Raw genomic sequence first — 24437 nt, 5'->3', positions numbered from 1 at the left:
TGTGAAAATTTCCCTGTTGATACCATTTTATAATGAAGAAGAGCAGATTCCTATTACTTTAAAAGCTCTTAAACCCATTCTTGAAGACACAAAACTGCAATATGAACTTATACTTGTAGACGATGGTTCAAAAGATCGTACCTGGCAGGTAATCCAAAATTCTGTCAATGAAGATTCTCACATAAGAGGCCTTCATTTTTCAAGAAATTTTGGTAAGGAAGCTGCTATCTGTGCTGCTCTTGACTACGCCGACAGCGATGCTGTTATTCTTATGGATGGAGATTTGCAGCATCCTCCCGAACATATTCCTGAAATGATAAAACTCTGGCAACAAGGATATGACGTTGTTGAAGGCATAAAGTCGACCAGAGGAAAAGAAAGCCTTTCCAGTAGATTAAACGCTCAGGTTTTTTATGGCTTGTTTCGACTTTTTTCTGGCTATGATCTAAGAAATGCTTCTGATTTTAAACTTCTTGACAAAAAAGTAGTGCTGGAATGGAGAAAACTTGAGGAGCATGATACTTTCTTTCGTGGAATATCAGCATGGCTTGGATTTAAGAGAACAACCTTTTCCTTTGAAGTTGCAGATCGGCAGGCAGGAGGCAGTAAATGGTCATTGTTTAAGCTCGCCGGTCTAAGTATGAATGCCATAACAGGATTCTCGGCAATGCCATTGCAATTTGTGACTTTTCTAGGAATGCTTCTACTTGCAGGATCTTTGATCCTGGCAATCCAAACACTTTTCAATTGGTTTAGCGGCCAGGCTGCCAGTGGTTTTACAACAGTAATTCTCCTGCAGCTGCTAATTGGTGGCAGTATTATGCTAAGCCTGGGATTAATTGGCATGTATATTGCCAGAATTTTTACAGAAGTCAAAGGCAGACCAAGATATATTATATCTGAGAAGACAGAAAACAAGTTCTCAGATAATGAGGAAGAAGATAATAAAAATCAAGAATCAGCAACAGAAAGAGGCGGGAATAAATAACAATGCTTGCCGTTATATACATATTACTTTGCTGGTGCTTAGGGATGCGACTCCTGAAGCTGGCTACCGGCAGTACCGCCAGCTGGTGGCTACGTTTAAACCGAAGGTCGTTTTCCGGCAACTGTGCGGATGGAACTTTTTTAGCGCCGGCAGCACAGGCAGCCGGCGGTTTATGGCTGGGATTTATACTTTTGAGCTGGCTGGTTTATCTTTTTGCATTAATTTTTGATGCTGTTTTAAAAAACAGCTCAATTCATCCGCTTTTGCCGGCTAACTTAACAATTATGCTCCTATCATTTATATGGTTATTAAAAAGTTATTATTCCTCAATAAATAAAATACTGAGAAATCATCGAAAACAGTTTTCAAATTCAAATTGGTCAAATATATTTTCTAAAAACAATTATGACTTAAATTACAGAAACTATTTCCTAAAACAACTCTTTTACTTGAAAAATGATCGTAAGTTTCGCAATATTCTGATTTTATTCTTTATGACATGCTTTTTTTTGATATTGTTTTCTACCTGGCTTATGACAAGCTCTTTCAAGATAGAAAACAATTACCTGGCAGCTGGATATTCTGTATTCAGTGATTTTGCTCCGCATACAGCACTTGTTAGTTCTTTCTCTCAGGGGCAAAACTGGCCTACACAATATCCGCATTTTGCTGGCGATGGAATCTCTTATCATTTTATGTTTTTCTTTCTTTGCGGGAATTTGAATTATTTGGGACTTTCTCTTGCCTCAGCAATTAATCTTCCCAGCATTCTAGGTATTGTTAGTGCCATGATCCTCCTGGGTACCGTTGCTGTTGTTTTAACTGGCAAATCTGCCGTTTTTTATCTTACTCCGCTACTTACACTTGCCAGAAGTTCAATGGCTTTTTTCACTTATCTGGGCGATTTGTATAAAAGACATGGTATAGATTTAGCACTATGGATCAATGAAATAAAATTTGAACGAACTTTTATAGGAAATACACCCCATGATGATTGGGGACTATGGGCAGTTAATGTCTACGCAAACCAACGCCATCTTATGCCTGCAATAGCCGTTATGCTGCTTGTTTTTCTTTTATTTCTGCCAACTTTTTCTAATAAAAATATAAATAAGCTTTGGTTAAACAAAGAAGCCTGGCTAAATACAAATTCAAATTTGAAGGAAGTATTAATTGCTTGCCTGCTTTTATTTATGTTGCCCTACTGGCATGGTTCTGTTTTAATAACAACCCTGATTATTTTAGCCGTATTCGCAATAAAATCCGAGGGGAAAGCGTTTTATCTATTAGCTGCTTCAGGTTCATTTATCGGTGCACTCCTTCAAGCAAAACTGTTTTCTGGCGGAGCTCAAAAAATAGTGTCCTTCAGTTTGCAATGGGGTTTCATTTCAGAAGACACTTCTATAGCAGGAGTTTTGGCATATTTATTTGAGTTAATGGGACTATCTTTTTTGCTTATTTTTCTTTTTGTGATCATTTCAGGAAAAAGAATTCGCTTTTTCACTCTTGCAGCAATTGCCCCTTTGATTTTTGCTTTTACTGTCTCTCTAACTCCAGACATAACTGTTAACCATAAATATATCATGCTTGCCACAATTATGCTGAATATATGGATTGGTGATTTATTGATAAAATTATGGGCAAACGGGAAAAAAGCCAAAAAAATACTTATGAGAGCTTTTGTGCTGGTAATTATTCTACCTTTAATTATTACAGGAATAATGGAATGGCATATCTTTCGTAATATAAATAAGCTTTCTTATAAAATAGAACTAAATACACCGATGACAGACTGGATCAGAGATAATACGGAACCAGATGCAGTATTCTTAACAGCCCCCTATCACTATCATAAGTTTTTTCTTACCGGACGTTTATCTTGGCTTGGACATAGCTATTATGCCTGGTCTGCAGGTCATGATACAGGTATGCGTTTTGAAACTGAGCAATGGCTTTTTGGTGGCGCAGATTTAAACCCTGACTCAATATATAAATTCACTAAAGAAAATAACATCGCTTATCTTCTGATCGACGACACATTGAGACAGCATGATCAGTTTTATATTAATGAAAATTTCTACGAAGATAACTTCACAAAAGTTGCGGCTTTTCCTCATGAGAATAATGCAGCAATTTATAGTTTGAAGCCAAATAACCACTGAAATGCTGTTTATTGAGACATCTTCTGGAGTATAATATGTATTGAACATATTTGCACAGAAGAGCACTGTTTTTATGTCAGGCAAAAAAATTTGGAGGTTACAGATGAAATTTGATCTTTTACATCCAGCTGATCAATTAGTAATGATAATGGACAGAATTTATAATTATGGCATGACAACTACCTCTGGTGGTAATTTGTCCATTATGGACGAACAAGGTGATCTTTGGATTACACCAGGCGGAGTAGATAAAGGAAGTTTAACCAGAGATGATATGGTATGCGTAAAAGCAGATGGCTCGGTCAAGGGTAAACACAAACCGTCAAGCGAGTTGCCTTTTCATCAGTCTGTGTACAGAAGAAGGCCTGATATAAAATCCGTGCTACATGCTCACCCTTCAGCTCTGGTTGCCTTCAGCATTGTAAGAAGACTGCCAGATGTACGGTTAATACCTAATGTCAACTTAATATGCGGCAAAATCGCTATGGCACCATATGGACTACCTGGAAGTGACGATCTTGGAGAAAAAATAGCAAAAAAATTTGATGAGGGATTTTCAACTGTCATTCTGGAAAATCATGGTATTGTTATAGGTGCAGAAACATTATTCAAAGCCTTTATGGCTTTTGAAACTCTCGAATTCAGTGCCAGAATAGAACAACATGCTGTTTTACTTGGTAATATTAAAACTCTGGATGATAGATTGATTGATATTTCACGGCAAAAAAATAATCCTCCTCTAAAAACTTTTGTACCAGAAGGTCACAGCAGCGAAGAAAAAGCCGCCCGACGTGACATGATTAAACTTATCCGTCGTTCTTATGACCAGAATTTATTTACCAGCACGCAAGGAACTTATTCCGTAAGACTTTCCGACAACTCATTTTTAATAACACCTTATGGCAAAGACAGAAAATATCTTGAAGTTGAAGATCTAGTACTTGTTAGAGATAATGCCCATGAGGAAGGTAAAACACCTAGCAGATCAGCTTTACTGCATAATATGATATATCAAAAACACAGTGATATAAATTCTATATTGATAGCTCATCCGCCCTATACAATGGCTTTTGCTGTTACAGAAGCAATTTTTGACTCAAGAACAATTCCTGAAAGCTATATCATGTTAAGAAACATCGAAAAAATTCCTTTTGGTGCTAGCTTTATGCAACCTGAAATGACGGCAGATATTATTAGCCACAAGACACCTGTTGTCATCTGTGAAAATGACTGTGTAATCGTAACTGGGCAAAATTTATTAAATGCTTTCGATCGCCTTGAAGTAGCGGAGTACAGTGCCCATGCGATTATAAGCAGTTTGCGTCTGGGATCAATTGTTCAAATTTCTGATCAGGAAGTAAAAGAAATTCATAAGGCTTTTAATTTGAGAGATTAATCCGAAGGAGTCAAAATATGCTTATACCAGTTATGTCTGATAACTGGACATATGATGGTCAACCAGATATTGTTGACTGCAGTTATATAAAAGATATCTCTAACAAAGATCTGGAAGACCGGATCTTTGTTTTAAATAATCTATATTCTTCTTTTAATAAAAATTCTGAAGATGTTTTTAATGAAGATTATTTTTACTGTGTTAAAGATTTTTTTGATCGTGCGGTTCTATGTCTTGTCGATAGTGGCAAACATGAGCATTCACAAAAAGCAAAGAATTTTTTATTGAAAACCAGACAAGGAGAAGTCACATATAAAGTTATAATCAAAGAATTCAATCTCAAGGAAATTCTTTGCTGGCAAGACGATTCAAGACCTATTTTTCTTTTTACAAGCACCCCACTTTTTCAAAAAATAAAATATCTTTTCAATAATTATATTTATTTTTCAGAGAGAGAAATTACAGAAGGAATAATCTCAAAAATTTTTAACACTCAAATAATACTTCCTCGAAAAATCACAGAAGAATTCAGTCCAAAGCTTGTAATACAAAAAAATCAAGAGGATATTCTAATTGCAAATCCTGATAATATATTTCATGATAAATCAGATAAAACATTAAATAATCATTATTTTTTCTTGGCAAGGCCAGAACATAAGACGCTTATTGAAAAATGTATGACAGAAGGATCTGCTGATTTTCATATTCATACAACTGCTTCTGATAGTAGTGACAGTCCTGAAGAAGTTTGCAGGAGAGTTGTAAAAGCAGGTTTAACTTCTTTTTCTGTAACAGATCATGATAATATGTCTGCGATAAAAACTGTTCAAAATTGTTTAAGTCAAACAAATAATTCGGCCATAAATAGCTTAAAGGATATAATTTTTATCCCAGGAGTTGAAATATCTGTTCAAGAAGAGAGGGAATTACATTTGCTGGCTTATTTCCCTTACGGCGGACAAGAAAATCTGCAAACATTTCTGGAAGCACAACAAAACGCAAGAGAAGCCAGAAATATAAAAATGGTAGAAACATTACAAGCTCTGGGCTATGACATCTCTTTAGAAGATTTAAACGCCTCCGGAGATTATAGTGTCGGCAGAATGCAAATGGCACTTCTTCTAAAAGCAAGAGGTTATGTTAAAACAACAGCTCAAGCCTTTGCGGATATTCTCGGTTATGGCAAACCAGGTTATATAGAAAGACCCCGTCCGACTTTGAGAGAAGCTATTTTGCAAATTCGTCTGGCAGGTGGGGTTCCTGTTTTGGCTCATCCTGCACTATACGGCTGGTGTAGACCACGCGGCAATACAAAAATGATTGAAGATCTAAGTCTAAGACTGTCAGAATATCGTAGTTGGGGATTGATCGGAATAGAAGCCTTTCATGGCGAAGCAGAAAAGTCAGAGCAAGATCTTTTGTCAAACATTGCATTAAAATTAAGACTTCTACGCACAGGCGGTAGTGATGATCATGGCCATAACAAACAAAACACCACGCTTTTTAGAAATGGTCATTTTTTCTATTAAACTTTGCAGACAAGACTCTTATCCCGGGAGTTAATCAAAATCATAAAAAACACAAAAAACCCGCCAGCATTTTGGGCTGGCGGGAATACTTTTTTATGCATTTTTATTCCACTTCAGGTGCTGGAACAGGAATCAATGGTTCTCCTGATTCAGGAACAGTTGGATCAATTTGTTCTGATTCAGGATTCAAATCAGGATTTTCGGGGGGCATTTCAGATGGATCAAGAGGAGGTCCTACCTCGTATATTGCTCTGATAGGAGGATAATAACTAGCAGTTATAGGTTCAGTTCTTATGAGTTCTCCATTTAAAATGTAATTTTTATAGGACTGAGCTCTCATCATATTGTGCGGAGCACGTTTCAAATTTCTGGTACCTGGAGCCAGTTCTGGTATCAACTGCTCAATTGGCTCTTCAGGCGGCTCATTCGCTGTTGTTTCTGCACTAAGATTTATTGTCATACCAGCCTGCAATGGTTTGCCATAAATCTGGAAGGTGATTTCCGGCTTTTTATACCAACAGACAATAGCAAGCGGATAGTCTGTAGTATTAACGAATTTCATATCAGCGCTTCCCCAGTCAATAGCTGAATCAAGACCTACGGTTGTATATGAACTCGGGAAAGTGTGAGGATGACGTTCTGTAATCTTTAAGTCAGCTTTTAAGGCAGCCTGATACAAAGTTGTATTGGGTTGACAGATTCCACCCCCAACAGTTGCAACCAAAGCCCCATCAAAAATGGCTCCCGCCGCCTGATAACCTTTTTCGACAGTCCTGCGCCCAACAACCTCATTAAAAGAAAAAGTTTCTCCAGGTAAAACAACATGCCCATTAAGCGCTTTTGCAATCAAACTAATATTATTATCTCTAGGTGCATCTGGAGTTGCTGCGTAGGTAGTCGCCTGCGAAACCAAACCAAGATTTGCTACCCGCGAAGGTAAATCAGAACCTGCCGCAGGTATGACTTCACTCTTTAAACTATATGAAGCCTGGTAGTTCTGGCTATTCAGATCATTATCTATGGCTATTATCACATCGTCTGCCGATACCGCCAGACCATTTACAGGCTGTGATACAATAAATTTCTTGCTGCCTATATCAAATCCAGTCACAGTAGCTTCAACAGGTTCTACTTCTAAATTTTTGGCTTCACTTTTTAAGAAATCACTTACTTTTTTCTGATCATAGTTAAAGGGAATATCCAAAATTACAGGCTCTTCTTTTAATTCATTGATTTGTTCAAGGCGATCATAAATTTTTGATTTTTCATCAGGAGCACCACTTATCCTACCTATTTTCCATGCGTCTTCTATTACTTTTTCAATATCGTATTCAGCTTCAATATCTGACGCTGTCAAAATCCATTCCTGACCCTCAAAAGTTATAGTATATTTTATCTGATCAAGGCGGTCATTTATTTCATCAGTAATCATTTTGCTTGCTTCTGACTTGGACAAGCCGGCAAGATTAATTTTTTCAATAAATATTCCTTCGTAAAAAGTATCAATTACTACTTCTGCTCTTGCAGCTTCGTATTGTTCACGTTCTTTTTCTAAAGACTCAAGTCGTATCTGCTCCTGAAGAATTCTTTCCTGTTCGGCTTTCTCCCAAGCACTTCTTACATAGTATGAAGTAACAGAAACAGCGGCAATAACAATTACAATAACAGGTATAAGCCAGACAGCGGTTCGGCGAAAAAAGCTTTTTGATTTTGAGTCAACAGAATCAACGACCTGCTCATTTTCCAGATTAGGCATAAAAATCTTACCTTTCCTACTACAATAGAAAACTTAATATATAATCCTGCGAACAGACATTATCGCATTTTGCTGAGTAGCCGAATTTATCGAGCCTTCTGCCACTCTTCCTCGGGAATAGGAAGCATGAACATAACTGCCATTACCAGTATAAAGTGCTACATGATCGCAACTACCATTTCTTTTCCAATCAAAACAGATAATATCACCAATTTGAATATCTGATATAGGAACACTTATGCCACGGGCAATCTGACCTGTAGTAGTTCTTGGCAAGTCAATTCCAAACATAGTTCTATAGATATAACTGGTAAAACCGGAACAATCAAAGGATCCTGGTTGGCTGCCTGCATAAACATATCTGTTGCCAATAAAAGAATATGCTAAACTTACCATTTCCTGTTGCTGCTGAGCACTTATAGCTGAAGAAGGAGAAACCACAACCTCAGGAGCAGGTACAGGCGTAGGGGTAGCAGTCGGAGCCGGGGTTGGAGTTGGTGTCGGAGTCGGTGGCGGTGTTTCGGTGAGATATTCATTCATAATATATCCCTCTACACCACCATCAAGCGCAACCTTGCTCCACAATTCAGAAACACCTATGCGTCTTATGCTTTGTCCAATAGCCGCTGTATCAAGCACATCCGAATCCGTACTCGGTTCACTTCTTATATTTACCATATTGGATTTTAAAAACAAAGTCTGATCGATCGTTTCAAAAACTAATGCTTCTTCTGTTTCTACTGCAGAGGTTTCCTCTATTGACGGTTCATTTACCTCTGTTTCAGAAGTTTCTTCAACCTCAGTGATATCTGAACTTTGTTCCTCTTCCATCTCATCTTCAGAAGCTATTTTGTCTGACTCATTTTCTACAGAATCTTCATCCGATTCTCGATCATCACTTATAACAACACCAGATAAATTTTCTGACTGACCTCTACTAAAAGAAGCATCTTCCAATACATCTTGCTCTGGCATTGCTAGTTTATAAGAATTCTGTTCCTCGTATTCATTTATTTGTTCAATCGGACGAAGCGCGGCGCCTGCTCCGATAGTCATATGCAAAATCATAGTGAAAACAACAAGGACACCTGTCAAAGGCGGGAGGGCTCTCTCTAGATTGTTCTTCCCCTTGAATGAAAATATCTTCTCCGATATTAAAGTAATAATACCATATCCGGAGTATGATGATCTATTCCCATTTTCATCATTACAAATATTCTCAGATTCAACTTTACGAACTAAAGGAAGTTCTAAATCCTGACCTTTTTTTTCAATATTTTTCCGTTTCATTCCTGTTCCTTCACTTTCATATTTCATGTTAAAATTTCCGTTTAGGATGACACGATAAAGTGATAGCAGGGTTCTAATTAACATTTATACATTATTTACACCCAAATTTGTTAGTATTATATCACAGATGGCTATTTTTAATAACCCCCTCCTAAAAGACAACAATATAGATATGTGTCCATATTGACATATATCTATATTCGGTTTAGAATTAATTCATCTTGATAGAAACACTAGGGGGCGGCTTAATGAAAAATAAAAAAATACAGGGAATTAGTTTTTTTGAAAAATATCTTTCGCTATGGGTAATATTATGCATGGCAGCTGGCGTTCTGATCGGCAAATTCTTGCCACAGATACCAGACTTTCTTGGCAAATTCACTTATGCTGAGGTATCAATTCCAATTGCTATACTTATCTGGCTAATGATTTATCCCATGATGATGAAAGTAGATTTTGCCAGTGTTAAATTCGTAGGCAAAAACCCCAAGGGATTATATGTAACCTGGGTTGTTAACTGGCTTATCAAACCATTTACAATGTTCGGTATTGCCTGGGTATTCTTCTTTGTTATATTTAAAAATTTTATCCCATCTGATCTGGCCCAAAGCTATCTAGCAGGTGCGGTTATACTTGGAGCAGCACCTTGCACTGCCATGGTCTTCGTCTGGAGTTATCTTACAAAGGGAAATGCAGCATATACAGTAGTCCAGGTTGCTACAAATGATTTGATTATTCTTGTTGCTTTCACTCCAATCGTTGCTTTGTTATTGGGAATAAGCGGTTTTACCATTCCGTGGGCAACATTGATACTATCTGTGGTTCTTTTTGTTGTTGTTCCTCTCGTGGGGGGCGTTTTCACCCGTGTCAAAATTATTAAACACAAAGGTTTAGATTATTTTAATAATTCATTTATAACCAAATTTAATAACGTAACAATTGGTGGTCTTCTACTGACGCTTGTAATTATCTTTTCTTTCCAGGGCGATGTTATACTAAGCAATCCTCTTCATATTTTACTAATAGCTATACCGCTTACCATTCAGACTTTCCTGGTTTTTTTCATTGCTTATTTCACCTCAAGAAAGTTAAAACTTTACCACTGTGTTGCGGCGCCTGCAGGCATGATCGGAGCATCAAATTTCTTTGAACTTGCTGTAGCAGTCGCTATTTCATTATTTGGACCTACCTCACCGGTTGCTTTGGCTACCATAGTTGGTGTTTTGGTAGAAGTGCCTGTAATGCTTACATTAGTAAAAATTGCCAACAAAACAACAGACTGGTTTCCACCAGAACCTAAACAAACTGCTTGAAATATCAACAAAAAAATTAATGGAGATTTTAAATGAAACAAAAGGTAAAAGTTGCTTTTATATGTGTCCACAATTCCTGTAGATCACAGATTGCCGAGGCACTTGGTAGACATCTTGCATCTGATGCTTTTGAAAGCTATTCAGCAGGCACAGAGACAAAGCCGGAGATTAATAAGGACGCGGTAAGGCTTATGAAACAGATTTATGGTATTGATATGGAAAAGACCCAGTATTCCAAATTGATCAACGAGATACCGTCTGTTGATTATGTTATTACAATGGGTTGCAATGTCGACTGTCCTTATCTTCCTTGCAAAAAAAGATTCGACTGGGGTCTGGAAGATCCAAGCGGCAAATCGGACGAAATCTTTATTAATACAATCAAAGTAATAGAGAGTAAAATTTTAGAACTAAAAGAAGATTTGTTATCTGAAAAACTATAATTTACAAATATTAGCTTTGACGATATACCAATGAAAAGAAGAGTGTTGCAAAATTTTGTAACACTCTTTTTTTAGAAGCCTTGATAAAGTAGATATAATCCAAGCAAAAGAATTACCGCTCCCATTAGCATCTTTAAAATTTTACTTATAAGACCATATTTATTTGATCTTGACAGCTGTTTAACAAATCCAATAAATGTACCTGCTACCATCAAAAGGATACTATGTCCTATTGAGTATAAAAGCAGTAGCACTGCTCCCAGCAAAATACGCCCATCACGTGCTACTATCGCCAACAGTGCCACTAATACAGGGGTCGCACATGGAGAAGCAAACAAACCACCGAGCATTCCAGCCAACCAGGCTCCCAGATACCCTTTTTTATTATTTTTTGTCATTAAAGCAGATTGAGGAATTATTGTAACAACTTCCCAAGTCTGAAGAGCCATTAAAACCATTATAATACCCAGCAAAATATACCACCAGGAACCAGCAACCTGCATTAGTCTCCCTAGCAAGGATGCTGTAATTCCTAACGTTGTAAAAGTAATTGCCATTCCACTGCAAAAAACAAGCGAGTATCTAAAAGCTTTTTTTGTATTATTACCGGCATAGCCTCCAACATAACCAATTATAAGAGGCACACTGGAAAGAGAGCAAGGCGTAAAAGCTGTTAACACGCCTCCCAGCAAAGCAATAAGTGGAGCAAGCCACATATTATCTAGAATTATTATACTAATCTGCTCAAGAAATTGATTTATCATTCCAGCCCCATTTCCTTTAATATATCCAGCATAGATTCTTTATCCAAAAAACCTTGATGTGCTGTGTATACATGTTCACCTGTATCACGAAGGGTATACATTATGAATCCCTGTCTTGCAGCAGTTTCTGGATCTTCAAAAACATAAGGAGATCCGTCAGCATTAAAGAAGAACTGTGTAGGTATAGCCTGTATAGGGAAATCGCTACCGGCGGAGGAATTTTTCCATACATCAATAAACTTAATAATAGCTTTCCCCCTAAGCTCCTGATTAAGCTCTTCTAGGATCGGTGCCATTAATTTACACGGTTCACAGGAATCTGCACCAAAATCAATTATCATTGGCATATTGTATGAAAGTAATTCTTCCATATCAAAATTATCAGTAGCATCTAGTGCAAATTCTGAAGAATCGTATTCTTTAGAATTATTCCCGCCCCCCAATGGGTTTTTTATAAAATAAATTGTAACAATAGAAACAAGAATAATAAGAACAATAGCAACACGAAAAATTAAAGAGCGGTGCTTATTATCAATATGGTTTGCATTCTCATTATTAGCAGAAAATTTATCATTGATCTTACTTTTTTTAGTTATTTTAGTCATAATAACCTCTTTATTTATTTGTAATATTGAGAATTTTACTAATAACATTGATAGTTGTCAATAAATGTGATAACACAACATTCAAACATTTGAATATTGACAACTATCAATGTTCAAACTATACTTTAGTGTAGTTAGAATTTTTGCAAGTAATCATTTTAGAAAGATGAGGTAAAACAAATGAAATCAATTTCTATATATGAACCAGCGATGTGTTGTTCCACAGGACTTTGCGGAGTAAGCGTGGATCCTGAACTTCTAAGAATTTCATCAATCTTTAACAAATTAGAAAAATCTGGGATCAAAGCAGAAAGACATAACCTTTCTAATTCTCCAGAAAAATTTATTTCAAACATAAAAATAAATAAAATAATTAATAGCGAAAGTTTAGACGTTCTACCAATAACTATGGTAAATGATGAAATCGTACTTAAAGGCAGATATCCCGACAATAATGAACTGATAAATCTTCTTGAACTTACTGATAATTTTTTTGCTTAAGAAAGAGCTTTGGGGTGATACTTTTGAACATTCTTGATATCAATAATGTTAATTTAACTAAATATATGTTTTTTACAGGCAAAGGAGGAGTTGGTAAGACTTCTATTGCCTGTTCTTTTGCTGTCAATCTTGCCGACCAGGGGCAAAAAGTATTATTAATAAGTACAGATCCGGCATCTAATCTACAGGACGTTTTTAATACCAAACTGAGCAGTCTTGGTAAAAAAATTGATGATGTTCCGGGACTAACAGTTGCTAATCTCGACCCTATTGAATCAGCAGCAAATTACAAAGATAGTGTTGTAGCTCCATACAGAGGCAAATTGCCGGAATCAGTTATTAGAAATATGGAAGAGCAGTTATCGGGCTCATGTACAGTTGAGATTGCAGCCTTTAATGAATTTGCGCATTTCTTAACGGATTCCAATATCAGCAATGATTATGATCATATTGTTTTTGATACCGCTCCTACAGGGCATACACTGAGATTGTTACAATTACCTTCAGCCTGGAATGATTTTATATCAAATAATGCTCATGGAGCATCTTGCTTGGGACAGCTTTCTGGACTAGGTGATAAGAAAGAAATGTACGCAAATGCCGTTTCAACATTAGCAGATAGTAAACTCACGACATTATTGCTTATCACAAGACCAGATGAAACTCCTTTGAAAGAGGCAGAGCGTGCCTCTAAAGAACTCCAATCAATAGGCATAAATAATCAGCTGCTGTTAGTAAACGGCTTGCTGGAAAAATATGATGATCAGACTTCTAAAAGTTTATACGAAAAACAGAGAAAAGCGCTAAAAGCAATGCCAGCGGAACTGAAAAACAAAAAAACATTCTATGTTCCTATGCGAGCTTATAATATCTCTGGAATAAAAAACATCAGAAATATGCTAACTGATGATAAATATATAGTTTCAGAACACAAAATTTCAGATCAGGATTTACCAGGTCTGAAGAATGTAATTAATGACTTGTTTGAAAGCAATAAAAAAGTGATTTTCACTATGGGAAAAGGCGGGGTAGGTAAGACAACCATGGCAGCGGCTATTGCACTAGGTCTTGCCCAAAAAGGCAAAAAGGTTCATCTGGCAACAACAGATCCCGCAGCACATCTGGACTATATAATTTCGGAAACTAACCTAATAACAATGAGTCGGATTGATGAACATAAACAATTAGAGATTTATCGTAAAGAAGTCCTTGCAAAAGCTATTGCCAACAAGGCATCGGCGTCAGATATTGCATATATAGAAGAAGATTTAAGATCTCCTTGCACTCAGGAAATTGCAGTTTTCCGTGCATTTGCAGATATTGTTGAAAAAGCAAATGAAAAGGTTGTGGTTATAGACACAGCACCTACGGGGCATACCCTGCTACTGATGGACTCGTCACAAAGTTATGCTAAAGAGGTTGAACGGTCTGCAGGAGAAGTTACTGCTTCAGTCAGAAATCTTTTGCCTAGATTGAGGAACAAAAAAGAAACAGCCGTAGTGATTGTTACATTGCCTGAAGAAACGCCTTATCATGAAGCCAAGCGCCTCGAAGACGATCTGGATCGTGCAGGTATTAGTGTTAAATGGTGGATTATCAATGCTTCAATGTTTAAAACTAATTCAACAAATTTATTGATTAGAGCTAAAAGTAGTAATGAGATACAGTGGATCAATAAAATAAACAAGCATACAAAAGGCAATGGAGCATTAATAGCCTGGACGGATGCCGAAATTACAGATAGCAATATTCTGGAAATTTTTCAGCTAACAAGTTAAATTTAATATAGCCCCATGGTTTTATCAACGGCAGCTACGAAAAGTATGCCTTTACCTGGTTTGTCAAGCTCAGCAGCCGATCTGATAGCAGTTGTAATTGCATCTACGCGAATTTCCTCAGCGATAATCAGTATGATTTCCTTTTCCGGCTCCACCAGCATTGAAAACAATGTGCTGGTTTCATGAGAGCCGGCTCCACGTGCATTAATTATAGTTGCACCTTTTGCACCTGCCTGCTCAGCAGATTCAATAACTAATTCCGAGTTCCCCCTGTCAACTATAGTAAAAATCGCTTTATACAAATTATCCACCGCTTTTACACCTCGCTCCTCAATATCACTTATATAATTTAAATCATCTTCTGCAGACATGCTGCAATTTTTGGAACCATATATTTCCTCCAAGGCAATCGTGAATAGAATGCCATGACCAGGTTTGCTTAATTTCAGCTTATGATTAAGATAATCAAGTGAGGATTCGACCTTTTTTTCAGGAGCTGCCATAATGACAATTTCTTTTCTTACGCCTGCATTATCAAGCCAGGTAAACATGCTCTGCCCTACAGTTCCATTACCATAGCAAATTGTACCTCCACTGATACCGGACTGCCGGCAAAGCTTAAGAACTTTACTGCCTTTACCCTTATCAACTATAGCCACTATAATAAATATTCTGCTGTCACAATCTTCAATCATCATCTTTATCAACTCCTGATCTCACCAAAGATTTTCTCCTGTACATCAATCCTAGCACTTGAAGTGTTAATATGGGGGTTAATGCAACCAGAGCGATAACACCGAATCCATCAATAAGTATGTTTGCTCCTTCTGTAGCATTTGCAGCCCCCTGCATATATGCCAAAATAAAGGTAGCAGTCATTGGACCTGATGCTACTCCACCTGCATCAAAAGAAATACCTACAAATAACTTAGAGCCAACATGCGACAATAAAACAGCTATAATATATCCCGGTAAAAGTATATGCCATAATTCAAACGCTGGTATTAGAATCCTCAAAACAGATAAAGCAATTGCAATACCAACGCCTAATGCTAAAACCATAAGTACAGAAATGCGCCTAATTGATCCGCTTGTAACTTCTTCAATCTGCTGAGTAAGAACATGAACAGCAGGTTCAGCCAGCACACTACTAAGACCTAAAATAAATCCTACAACAACCAGAGGAGTAGTTTTGCTAAAGGCTGCCAGTTCTGAACCTATTTCACGGCCAACTTCCATGAACCCGGCGTTAACACCAGCCATAAAAATAACCAGTCCTATCCAGGCATAGTAAAAACCTCGTGAAATACGGATAAAAAACTTCCGTTTCAGGGAAAAAAAGAATAACTGGCAGACAAGAAAAATGATAAATAAAGGAGCTATTGATAATAAGGAATTAAAAGCTTCATTTAACATTTCATTTATAAAGGGACTCCAGACTGCTTTGTCTGTTCCAGAATAATTACTAAGCTCATCTGGAGCAATAATATTATCAGCAAAAAGACTCATTATCTGAACTGCAATAATTGCTCCGGCAGAAGCTATGGCAACAAGTCCAAAACTATCTTTCTCTGAAGATTTGCCATCTTTTTTCATCTTGGCTATACCAAGTGCAAGAGAGAGTAAAAAGGGCACAGCCATTGCACCTGTTGTCGCTCCGGAAGCATCAAAAGCAATTGCCAGAAAATCTGAAGGAACAAAAAAGGAAAGCAAAAATATTATTATATATAGCACCGTAAGGATAATATAGAGTGGGGTATTATACAATATTCTTATCAAACCTGCTGAAACCAATAAAGAAATTCCTGCAGAAACTACTATAATTAGAATCCAGCGGTCAATTCCACCATCAGTTACTACGCTAATCTCTGAAGCAAGAATATGTAGTGAAGGTTCAGCCATCGAAATAAAAAAACCAAGCAGCAAACCTGCAAGAGCAACTATACGGATTTTGCCACTTTTTGCAATTGTTTCGCCCAGACGATCAGCAAAGGGAGAAATTCCTAGATCTATGCCTACAAGAAATATCGACAACCCAATAATTACAAAAATCGAACCTATTAAAAAACGAAGCAATTGCCAAGTTGTCAGCGGAGTCAAAAAGAAGTGAAGTAATAATACGATCACTACCACAGGGGCTAAAGATAGCACCACTTCCTTAAACTTGTAAAACAAGATAGACAAAGTTTTTCCACCTCATAAATTAAAAATAACAGTAAATGCTGTTGATCTGTTTTTATTATTGTTCAAACGGGTACACTGACGGGATATTTTGCCCAAGATATCCCAAATAAAGTGTGTCATACCCTATCACAGCTTCTTCATCAGTAGGAATAACCATTACTCTGAAAGGAGACGCAGATTTAATATTGCTCACCGCTATAGTGATTTCTTCACCTCGAATTGCATTCTTTTTATCATCTATTTCAAAATCAAGATTAGCAAGATAATTCAGAATTTTTTTGCGCACATATCCTTCATTTTCACCAAGTCCGGCGGTAAAAACAAGAGCATCCGCGCAAGGCAAGGTCGCCCAGTATTGTCCAATATATTTTGCGATTCTATAAGCATAAATATTAATTGCAATCTGAGCCTCCAGATTGCCATCTTCAGCCTTTTGTCTTACAACCTGCATCATATTTGTATCAGCCAGGGCTTTAAGTCCACTTTCTTTATTAAGAGCATGCATAACCTTATCGTATGCTTCTCCCTTTTCAAGCGAATTTTCAACTGCCAGAGTACTTGCAACATGACTTATCAAAGCAGGATCAATATCTCCAGATCTTGTACCCATTATTACACCTTCCAAAGGCGTAAATCCCATACTTGTATCAACCGACTTTCCATTTTCAATTTTTGTTATACTGCAACCATTACCAAGGTGGGCGGTTATGCCGCAAAACTGGTCAAAAGGCTTATTCAATATGCGGGCAGCCCTTTTTGCAACATACATATGGGATGTGCCGTGAAACCCGAATTTACGAACTCCCATTTTCTCATACCAAGACGATGGTACAGCATATCTATATGCCTGCTCTGGTAAAGATCCATGGAAAGCAGTGTCAAAAACCGCCACCTGCGGAACGTTGGGAAGGAGTTTAATGCTTTCTTCAATACCTACAAGATTAGGCGGATTATGAAGCGGCGCAATAGGTATAAGGCTTCTAATAGTCTCTATAACTTTTTCATCAACTTTAACGCTGCCTGAATAAGCTTCTCCACCATGTACAACTCTATGACCAACAGCACAAATCGATTCTCTATCTATACCTAATTGAGTTAAGAGCTCAAATATCCCAAGAAGTGCATTTTGGTGGTTTACAACCGGTTTGCTGATTTTCTCTTTCTTGCCGTCAGCAGAATATTTGAGAAGACTTTTGTCAATATTGCCAATTTCCTCTACAACCCCTTGCAAAACCGGACTAAGTATATTCTCTTTTTCCAGTCTAAACAAATTAAATTTGGCTGAGGAACTACCACAATTAAGAACCATTATATGCTTTGTCATTTCTACCTCCCGCTTATAAAAGACAGCTGCATTTTTATTATAGCTGATTGACTATAGATTCACTCTATTCTAACATTCATTCATTTTTTAGGGAAATAATACCTATTAAACAACTGTATTTTGTGAATTAATAAATAATTCTTTATTTTTCAAAATCTTTAATGGAGTCTTTTAATTCTTTTTGCTTTAATCTATAAAACAGAAAAGACATATAACTCAAAGCTACCATAAGCGCTACAATAATTATAATCATAAATACAAATAAAAATCTGCCTATATGCACTTTTTTATCTTCTGAATCAGGCAAATCAGATTCCACTTCTTCTAATTGAATCGTTTCTGTAACTATTATTTCTTCAGTAATCTTAATTTCAGGCTCTGGCTCTGTTGCATTTACAGGTTCTTCTGCCAAACCTAGTGAAACATTTATATCATCAAGACTGGTAAATTCTTCTGCCCTAAAAGCAGCTATTAAATACACCTGTTCAGAATCATCTTCCGCTATAACTGTTATTTCAACAATATTCACCTGACCTGCAATCAAGTTATTATTGCCTTTTATATCTATACCTTTGGCCTTTGACCCTGCTGCGGATGCAGCTATATTTATGTTTTGTATTTCAAACGGCAGATACACTATATATTCTTTTTGATCGGGTGAAAAAGCAGGTGAAATGGCAAACCCTTCAACGGAAAGACTTGCTAAATCAGAATTACTTTCCGGCACATAATTAGGATCTTCTGCTCTTGTCACAACAATAGAATATGTCTTTTGTGCACCTGATTCGGCAGTTACAGTAACACTAAGTGTAGTCCTACCTCCGGCAGCTAATCCAGGACTACTGATATTAACTGATGCATTTGTGTCTTCAGCGGCAGCCTGCAGATTTATTCTATCAACCTCAAAAGGAACTGACATTGTATAACTCGTGACCCCAGGAGAAAAAGCAGGTGAAATACTGCCGGGAGTTGCTGATAAAGATTTAAGATTATTATTACTGGATCTCGGAGCAGCAATGCTCATGCCTACACCTGAACCGGAAGCGGTCATCGCCTGAGCCGATGCATCTCCTACTGTTCTGATATTATAATTTAACCCTGCCGTATTTCCAGCTTGACCTCCAATTACCCTAAAAGAAAGTTGAAAAATATTTCCACCTGTTATACCACTGGTTCCTCCGCCATCGTCCAGATACAAAAACTGGATTCTACCAGTAGAAACTCCTATATCAAGCTCACTTGATGAAACAGAACCGGCAGCCTGCGCACCTTGAAATTCAAGCAGACTAGGATCATATGTAACATCAAGATCAAAAGTGGCAATAGCTGCTGCTGCACTGACAGATCCTGTTATAGTGATCGTGTCACCTACCCTTATTGTTCCTGATGATGTAGATAAGGAAAAAGATGCACCAGCTGCCGAAACACTGGCTACATTAACCATAAGTATTGCGAAAACAACAATTATAAGTCCTGTATTTTTACGAATTTTATTTATAGTTGGCATAAATTGCTCCTATCACTTGTTATTCTATCTAATATCTATCTGACCCAGCAGATGTCTTTTCATCTGTAAAAGATCTAATGCGGATAACTGTTCCTGTCCGCCTATTTTACCAGCTTCATAGTAAACCGACTGCAATGAACTTCTGCCCATAAGATGCTGCTTGACCTGCAACAGATCTAATGCACTAATCTGTCCATCACCATTGACATCTCCTCTTATAATAATATTTTTTTGATCACTGCCATCTGTCAATTGTATTTTCATCCCTGTAGCAAGTAAGCTATTTCGATCATTAATCGTTTGACCGTTTGAAGCCAGCAATCGTATAGTATTTTCCGGATTGACAAACTGAGAGTATACACTGTTTACTGTTGTGCCAGCAGTTATTCCTCGGATAAAATTATTGTTTTGATCTATTGTAAGTTGTGAATTACTACTTGTCGATAATTTTGCCAACCGATAAACAGCAGTTATTACCGTATCCTTTTTTATATTTTTAAAGTCAGAGTTCCAGCCATTAAAAACATATCCAGCTCGTGCAGGATTTGCAGGAGCAGTTGCACTATTGTTATAAGGTACTTTTTCTGTTTTTAAGACAGTTCCATCCCAGTTTTTAAACTGAACCGTATATGTATTTATCCTATAATTTGCCGTAACTGTTAGATTAGAAGTTATTTTGCTAAAAGTTTTGTCCCAGCCGGTAAAGGTATAGCCTGTTCTTTTAGGATTTGCAGGAGCAGTAGCCCCTTGATTATAATTGACTTTTTCTGTTTTCAGGATATTTCCATTCCAATCTCTGAACTGAACTGTATATGTGTTTATTTTATAATTTGCTTTTATGGATAATGGAGAAACAACTTTAGAAAAATCAGTATCCCAGCCGGTAAAGGTATAGCCTGTTCTTTTGGGGCTTGCAGGAGCCTTTGCCGAACTGTTATAAGTTACATATTCTCTTTTTAATAAGGTATTATTCCAGTCACGGAAAATAACCTGATGTTTTGTTGTACTTGTACCGTAATTAGCAGACATATTTACAGCCTTGCTTGCATCCACTATTCCGGCACTATAAATCGTGCTGCCCATATTATTCATTGGCCTGACACTTGATATGAGTATATCCTTAATATCTTTTGGAGTAAGATCAGCATTAACTGACAACATAAGTGCGGCTATTCCACTTACATGAGGTGCAGCCATAGATGTGCCGCTCATATTTCCATAACTGTTTTGGGGTAGTAAGCTTAAAATACTTGCTCCAGGAGCAGCAAGATGAACACTTTTGGCACCATAATTAGAAAAGCTTGCCAGACTGCCTGTATTTGTAATCGCCGCCACAGAAATCATATTTGGTAATTCGAAAGCAGCTGGATATTGTGCGTTAGAAGCAGAATCAGAGTTTTTTCCACTATTACCGGCAGCTGCAGCAAATAACATCCCACTGCTAGCAACTGCATTTTCTAAAGCTTGTTCGTAGTAACCGGTTATCCCCCATGAAGCATTTACTATATGAGCACCATTGTCTTTAGCATATTCAATTGCTTTTATAGCAAGCTTTGAGGATCCTACAGGCTTACTCTCATTAGAAGATCTATATGACATAAAATTAATAGGCATAATCTTTATGTTAGGAGCAACACCGCTTATTCCCTGTCCATTATTTTGCTCAGCCGCAATTATTCCGGCAACATGGGTACCATGATTGTGTGAAAGATACCCGGCAGCACCAATGGGTATATTACGGGCAAAATCCCAACCGTACAGATCATCTACAAAACCATTACCATCACTATCTGTACCATCCGCAGTTTCTCCAGGATTAATCCAGATATTATTTATAATATCTGGGTGATTTATATCAACACCCGTATCAATAACTGCTACAATTATATCTTCCAGGCCGGTTGAAATCTCCCAGGCCGGCAGAATATTTATATCAATGCCTACAGTACCGGAATTTTGTCCAATATTATTTAAAGCCCACTGATTTGAAAATCCTGGATCATTTATTGTAGAAGCAGCAAAATACAAGGGACTGTCAATTACAAGATCGTTTGATAAACCAGTTAAATAGTCTGATGAGATTGAATCTGAAGGTCTATAAATATAATTCGGCTGCGCATATTTTATGCCTGGTTCAGATTCTATATTTTCCAGCAGCTGCTCTAAATTTTGTCCTGAAGAAATATTCAGAAGATATAATTCATCGACAATTTCCTCTGTAAGAGATGCAGTATATTTTCTATCAAGCTTAAATTTATCAAGTCTGGTTGCTGTTTCTGCAAAAGAGACAAGAATTTCATAATCGCCACTATCAGATAAAGAAATTTCTGTTTCTATTTTTTCATTATCAGCTACCTCTGAGGACTCTACAAAACAATCAATTTCTACATGATTATCCGCAGAAACCATAAAGGGACTAAAACAAAGCACCAGAATTACAAAACTAAGAAATAAAGAAGATGTTTTTTTAATCATTAATTATCCTATCCGAATCAAAACGAATACCGTGACAAATATTGTTAAATAAAAAATAACACAAAATATACTTAATATATATAGTAAATTTTTAAACCTCATATCCAGCAGTATCGGCGTTAATATTTTTATTTATAAAAAAAGCTAAGACATCAATTTAATTCGTTCTTAAAGACTAATAATATCAATAATCAACTATTTAAAAGTAAATTTTATTCAAAAATTGACGTTTTTTGCAAATTTATCCACTTAGCAAATATCAATCGAATTTATTCTTCCCCAAAACAATTACTGTTCTGCAAGGGCTGTAAATTACTATACCTTCGGCCTGTTGATCTGACAGCCAAACGGATTTATAAATTGAGTCATGAGAAATTCTTCCTTGACCTCCAAATCTGTATTCATCACTATCAATCACCACTTTCCACTCACCTTGCATATTTACCGGCAGGCAAAACCGTTCAATTGATTTATTAGGATGGAAATTAAAAATAAATATCATTTCTTTTTTGGTAAAAGCAATTATTTTATCCTCTTGATTCAGCCATAATTGCTTAGGATCGATTCCCAAAAGATCATAATCCTCTACCAGTTTTAACATAGCAATATCAAATTCATTCAATTCGCTATAACGCAAAAAATGACTATCCGTCAGACTCCACTGGCGGCGACAGTACTTGTAGCTCCAGTTATTTCCTTCTCTTGGGAAATCAATCCATTCAGGATGTCCAAATTCATTACCCATGAAATTCAAATAACCATCTGCTCCGGTAAGAAGTGTTATAAATCTGATCATTTTATGCAATGCAATTGCTCTGTCTATTACTACATTGCTGCTATCCTTATTCATGCTCCAGTACATTTCCTGATCGGCCATACGAAAAATAAGGGTTTTATCACCAACCAAGGCCTGATCATGTGATTCGGCATAGCTTATTTTCTTTTCTGCAGGTCTCCCTGTAGTCAATTCATGCCAGAGCTGCCACATATCCCAGTCCTCATCTTTTTTCTTAACAGTCTTTATCCAAAAATCTGGTATACCCATGGCAAGTCTGTAATCAAAACCTATGCCTCCATATTCGACCGGAAGGCACATTCCCGGCATGCCGCTCATATCCTCAGCTATACTTATCGCTTGAGGGTTTATCTCGTGAATAAGATCATTCGCCAATTGCAAATATGTAATTGCATCAACATCAGTATTTAGACTGAAATATTTGTCATAATTGTCAAAAGCGGTTCCTAGTCCATGATCAAGATAAATCATAGACGTCACACCATCAAATCTGAAACCATCAAAATGAAAAGTCTCAAGCCAGTATTTTATACAGGAAAGCAAAAAGTGTATAACCTCATGTTTACCATAATTAAAAACTTTTGAATCCCAAGCAGAATGATTACCCCTTGATCCTGAATGGAAAAATTGATAATCAGTACCATCAAATTCATTGATGCCCTCTGATATATTCTTTACCGCATGTGACTGAACAATATCCATAAGAACTGTTATTCCAAGTTCATGAGCTTTATTTACAAGATATTTCAAATCATCAGGATTTCCAAACCAGGAAGAGGATGCAAAAAAATTAGAAACATGATAGCCAAAAGACGCATAATAAGGATGCTCCATTACTGCCATAATCTGAACAGTATTGTATCCTTGGCTTTTTATCCTCGGCAATATATAATCTGCGAATTCTTTATAAGTACCTATTCCCTCTTTTTCCTGAGCCATACCAATATGTGATTCATATATAAGTGGGGTCTGTTTGGCTGGTATAGTAAAATCTTTATCGGTCCATTTAAATTCTTCGTCAGGTTTCCAGATTTGCCCGCAAAAATCATGTGTTATAAGATCCTGGACTACTTTATTGATGTAGAGCGGAATGCGATACCTTTCATAGCCATTACTTTGAACAATCACTTTCACCATAGATAAATGTTTCAGGGAGTTTTTACCTGCAACAAATATCTCCCAGATGCCATCATTCTTTTTAATTAAAGGGTGAGAAGTTTTATTCCATTCATTAAAATCTCCAGTTAAATAAAGCGCATCTGCTGCAGGAGCCCATTCTCTGTAATACCATCCTTCTTCTTCACAGTGAAAACCAAAATAATGGTGTCCATTTGCAAAATCATTCAAATTTGAATGATTTTTTAGCAACTGCTGCTTTAGATTTTTATATTTTTGCATCCTTAGTTCAATATCATCATAATAAGAAGAAAGCCAAGGATCAATCTTTAGTATTTCCCAGTCGCCTTTAGAAGTAGTCATGATGTTTTCTCCTCTCAGCCTCTGAATATATATATATATATCATACAATTAAAGGCGATTATATGCCAGATAATATCATTATATCCACCGGTCTCCCCTTCGACTTGACCTCAGCAAGAAAATAAAAGATCATATATATGGTAATAT

18 protein-coding genes are annotated in these 24437 nt (G+C 36.8%); 8 read left to right on the top strand and 10 right to left on the bottom strand.

Features of this window, described 5'->3' with window-relative positions:
• The first annotated feature begins 1 nt into the window (after nt 1).
• The 4 genes from AC0KSB_RS02210 (at nt 2) to AC0KSB_RS02195 (ending at nt 6075) form a co-directional block, all read left to right on the top strand.
• The gene (locus AC0KSB_RS02210) at nt 2–988 is read left to right on the top strand and encodes a glycosyltransferase family 2 protein (protein ID WP_472306282.1); all 987 of its coding nucleotides are present in this window, start codon (nt 2–4) and stop codon (nt 986–988) included.
• 44 nt (nt 989–1032) lie between these two features.
• Complete coding sequence (locus AC0KSB_RS02205; RefSeq protein WP_472306280.1) at nt 1033–3150, top strand: hypothetical protein; 2118 nt, start codon at nt 1033–1035, stop codon at nt 3148–3150.
• 103 nt (nt 3151–3253) lie between these two features.
• On the top strand, nt 3254–4546 hold the full coding sequence (locus tag AC0KSB_RS02200) for a class II aldolase/adducin family protein (protein WP_472306278.1): 1293 nt from the start codon (nt 3254–3256) through the stop codon (nt 4544–4546).
• A 17-nt stretch (nt 4547–4563) separates the two neighbouring features.
• A complete protein-coding gene (locus AC0KSB_RS02195) occupies nt 4564–6075 on the top strand; it encodes a PHP domain-containing protein (RefSeq protein WP_472306276.1) in 1512 nt (503 codons plus the stop codon).
• A 103-nt stretch (nt 6076–6178) separates the two neighbouring features.
• Here AC0KSB_RS02195 and AC0KSB_RS02190 read toward each other — a convergent pair whose 3' ends face one another.
• Together AC0KSB_RS02190 and AC0KSB_RS02185 are read right to left on the bottom strand one after the other, a co-directional pair.
• A complete protein-coding gene (locus tag AC0KSB_RS02190; protein WP_472306274.1) occupies nt 6179–7831 on the bottom strand; it encodes a VanW family protein in 1653 nt (550 codons plus the stop codon).
• A gap of 33 nt (nt 7832–7864) precedes the next feature.
• Complete coding sequence (locus AC0KSB_RS02185; RefSeq protein ID WP_472306272.1) at nt 7865–9121, bottom strand: C40 family peptidase; 1257 nt, start codon at nt 9119–9121, stop codon at nt 7865–7867.
• A 248-nt stretch (nt 9122–9369) separates the two neighbouring features.
• Here AC0KSB_RS02185 and arsB point away from each other — a divergent pair, with 248 nt between their 5' ends.
• Nucleotides 9370–10434 carry an ACR3 family arsenite efflux transporter gene (gene arsB, locus AC0KSB_RS02180; protein WP_472306270.1) on the top strand — a complete coding sequence of 355 codons (1065 nt, stop codon included), beginning with the start codon at nt 9370–9372 and terminating at the stop codon, nt 10432–10434.
• Nucleotides 10435–10466: 32 nt separating this feature from the next.
• Entirely contained in the window at nt 10467–10877 is a 411-nt protein-coding gene (locus tag AC0KSB_RS02175; RefSeq protein ID WP_472306268.1) for an arsenate reductase ArsC, read from the top strand.
• Between the two features lie 71 nt (nt 10878–10948).
• On the opposite strand, the gene AC0KSB_RS02170 is transcribed toward AC0KSB_RS02175, so the two are convergent.
• The gene (locus tag AC0KSB_RS02170) at nt 10949–11641 is read right to left on the bottom strand and encodes a cytochrome c biogenesis CcdA family protein (RefSeq protein WP_472306266.1); all 693 of its coding nucleotides are present in this window, start codon (nt 11639–11641) and stop codon (nt 10949–10951) included.
• On the bottom strand, nt 11638–12246 hold the full coding sequence (locus AC0KSB_RS02165) for a thioredoxin family protein (protein ID WP_472306264.1): 609 nt from the start codon (nt 12244–12246) through the stop codon (nt 11638–11640). Before AC0KSB_RS02165 ends, AC0KSB_RS02170 begins: the two co-directional genes overlap by 4 nt.
• Before the next feature lie 180 nt (nt 12247–12426).
• On the opposite strand from AC0KSB_RS02165, the gene arsD reads away from it, so the two are divergent.
• Both arsD and arsA read left to right on the top strand, forming a co-directional pair.
• Nucleotides 12427–12747, top strand: a complete 321-nt coding sequence (gene arsD / locus AC0KSB_RS02160) for an arsenite efflux transporter metallochaperone ArsD (protein ID WP_472306262.1) — start codon at nt 12427–12429, stop codon at nt 12745–12747.
• 65 nt (nt 12748–12812) lie between these two features.
• Complete coding sequence (gene arsA, locus AC0KSB_RS02155; RefSeq protein ID WP_472306574.1) at nt 12813–14525, top strand: arsenical pump-driving ATPase; 1713 nt, start codon at nt 12813–12815, stop codon at nt 14523–14525.
• 2 nt (nt 14526–14527) lie between these two features.
• Here arsA and AC0KSB_RS02150 read toward each other — a convergent pair whose 3' ends face one another.
• The 6 genes from AC0KSB_RS02150 to AC0KSB_RS02125 all read right to left on the bottom strand — a co-directional run bounded on the left by AC0KSB_RS02150 (nt 14528) and on the right by AC0KSB_RS02125 (nt 24290).
• Nucleotides 14528–15223: a P-II family nitrogen regulator gene (locus tag AC0KSB_RS02150; RefSeq protein ID WP_472306260.1), complete on the bottom strand. Its 696-nt coding sequence runs from the start codon at nt 15221–15223 to the stop codon at nt 14528–14530.
• A complete protein-coding gene (locus AC0KSB_RS02145; protein WP_472306258.1) occupies nt 15213–16709 on the bottom strand; it encodes a DUF1538 domain-containing protein in 1497 nt (498 codons plus the stop codon). Before AC0KSB_RS02145 ends, AC0KSB_RS02150 begins: the two co-directional genes overlap by 11 nt.
• Nucleotides 16710–16764: 55 nt before the next feature.
• Nucleotides 16765–18033 (bottom strand): acetate kinase, encoded by a 1269-nt coding sequence (locus tag AC0KSB_RS02140; protein WP_472306256.1) that lies wholly within the window; start codon nt 18031–18033, stop codon nt 16765–16767.
• 142 nt (nt 18034–18175) lie between these two features.
• A complete protein-coding gene (locus tag AC0KSB_RS02135; RefSeq protein WP_472306254.1) occupies nt 18176–19540 on the bottom strand; it encodes a cadherin-like beta sandwich domain-containing protein in 1365 nt (454 codons plus the stop codon).
• A 24-nt stretch (nt 19541–19564) separates the two neighbouring features.
• Complete coding sequence (locus AC0KSB_RS02130) at nt 19565–22015, bottom strand: S8 family serine peptidase (protein WP_472306252.1); 2451 nt, start codon at nt 22013–22015, stop codon at nt 19565–19567.
• A 259-nt stretch (nt 22016–22274) separates the two neighbouring features.
• Nucleotides 22275–24290 carry an alpha amylase C-terminal domain-containing protein gene (locus AC0KSB_RS02125; RefSeq protein ID WP_472306250.1) on the bottom strand — a complete coding sequence of 672 codons (2016 nt, stop codon included), beginning with the start codon at nt 24288–24290 and terminating at the stop codon, nt 22275–22277.
• Between the last annotated feature and the right edge of the window lie 147 nt (nt 24291–24437).

This window comes from Ercella succinigenes, from assembly GCF_900002895.1.
Note: the sequence above shows the minus strand (reverse complement) of the source record. Positions and strands in the feature narration are given on the sequence as shown.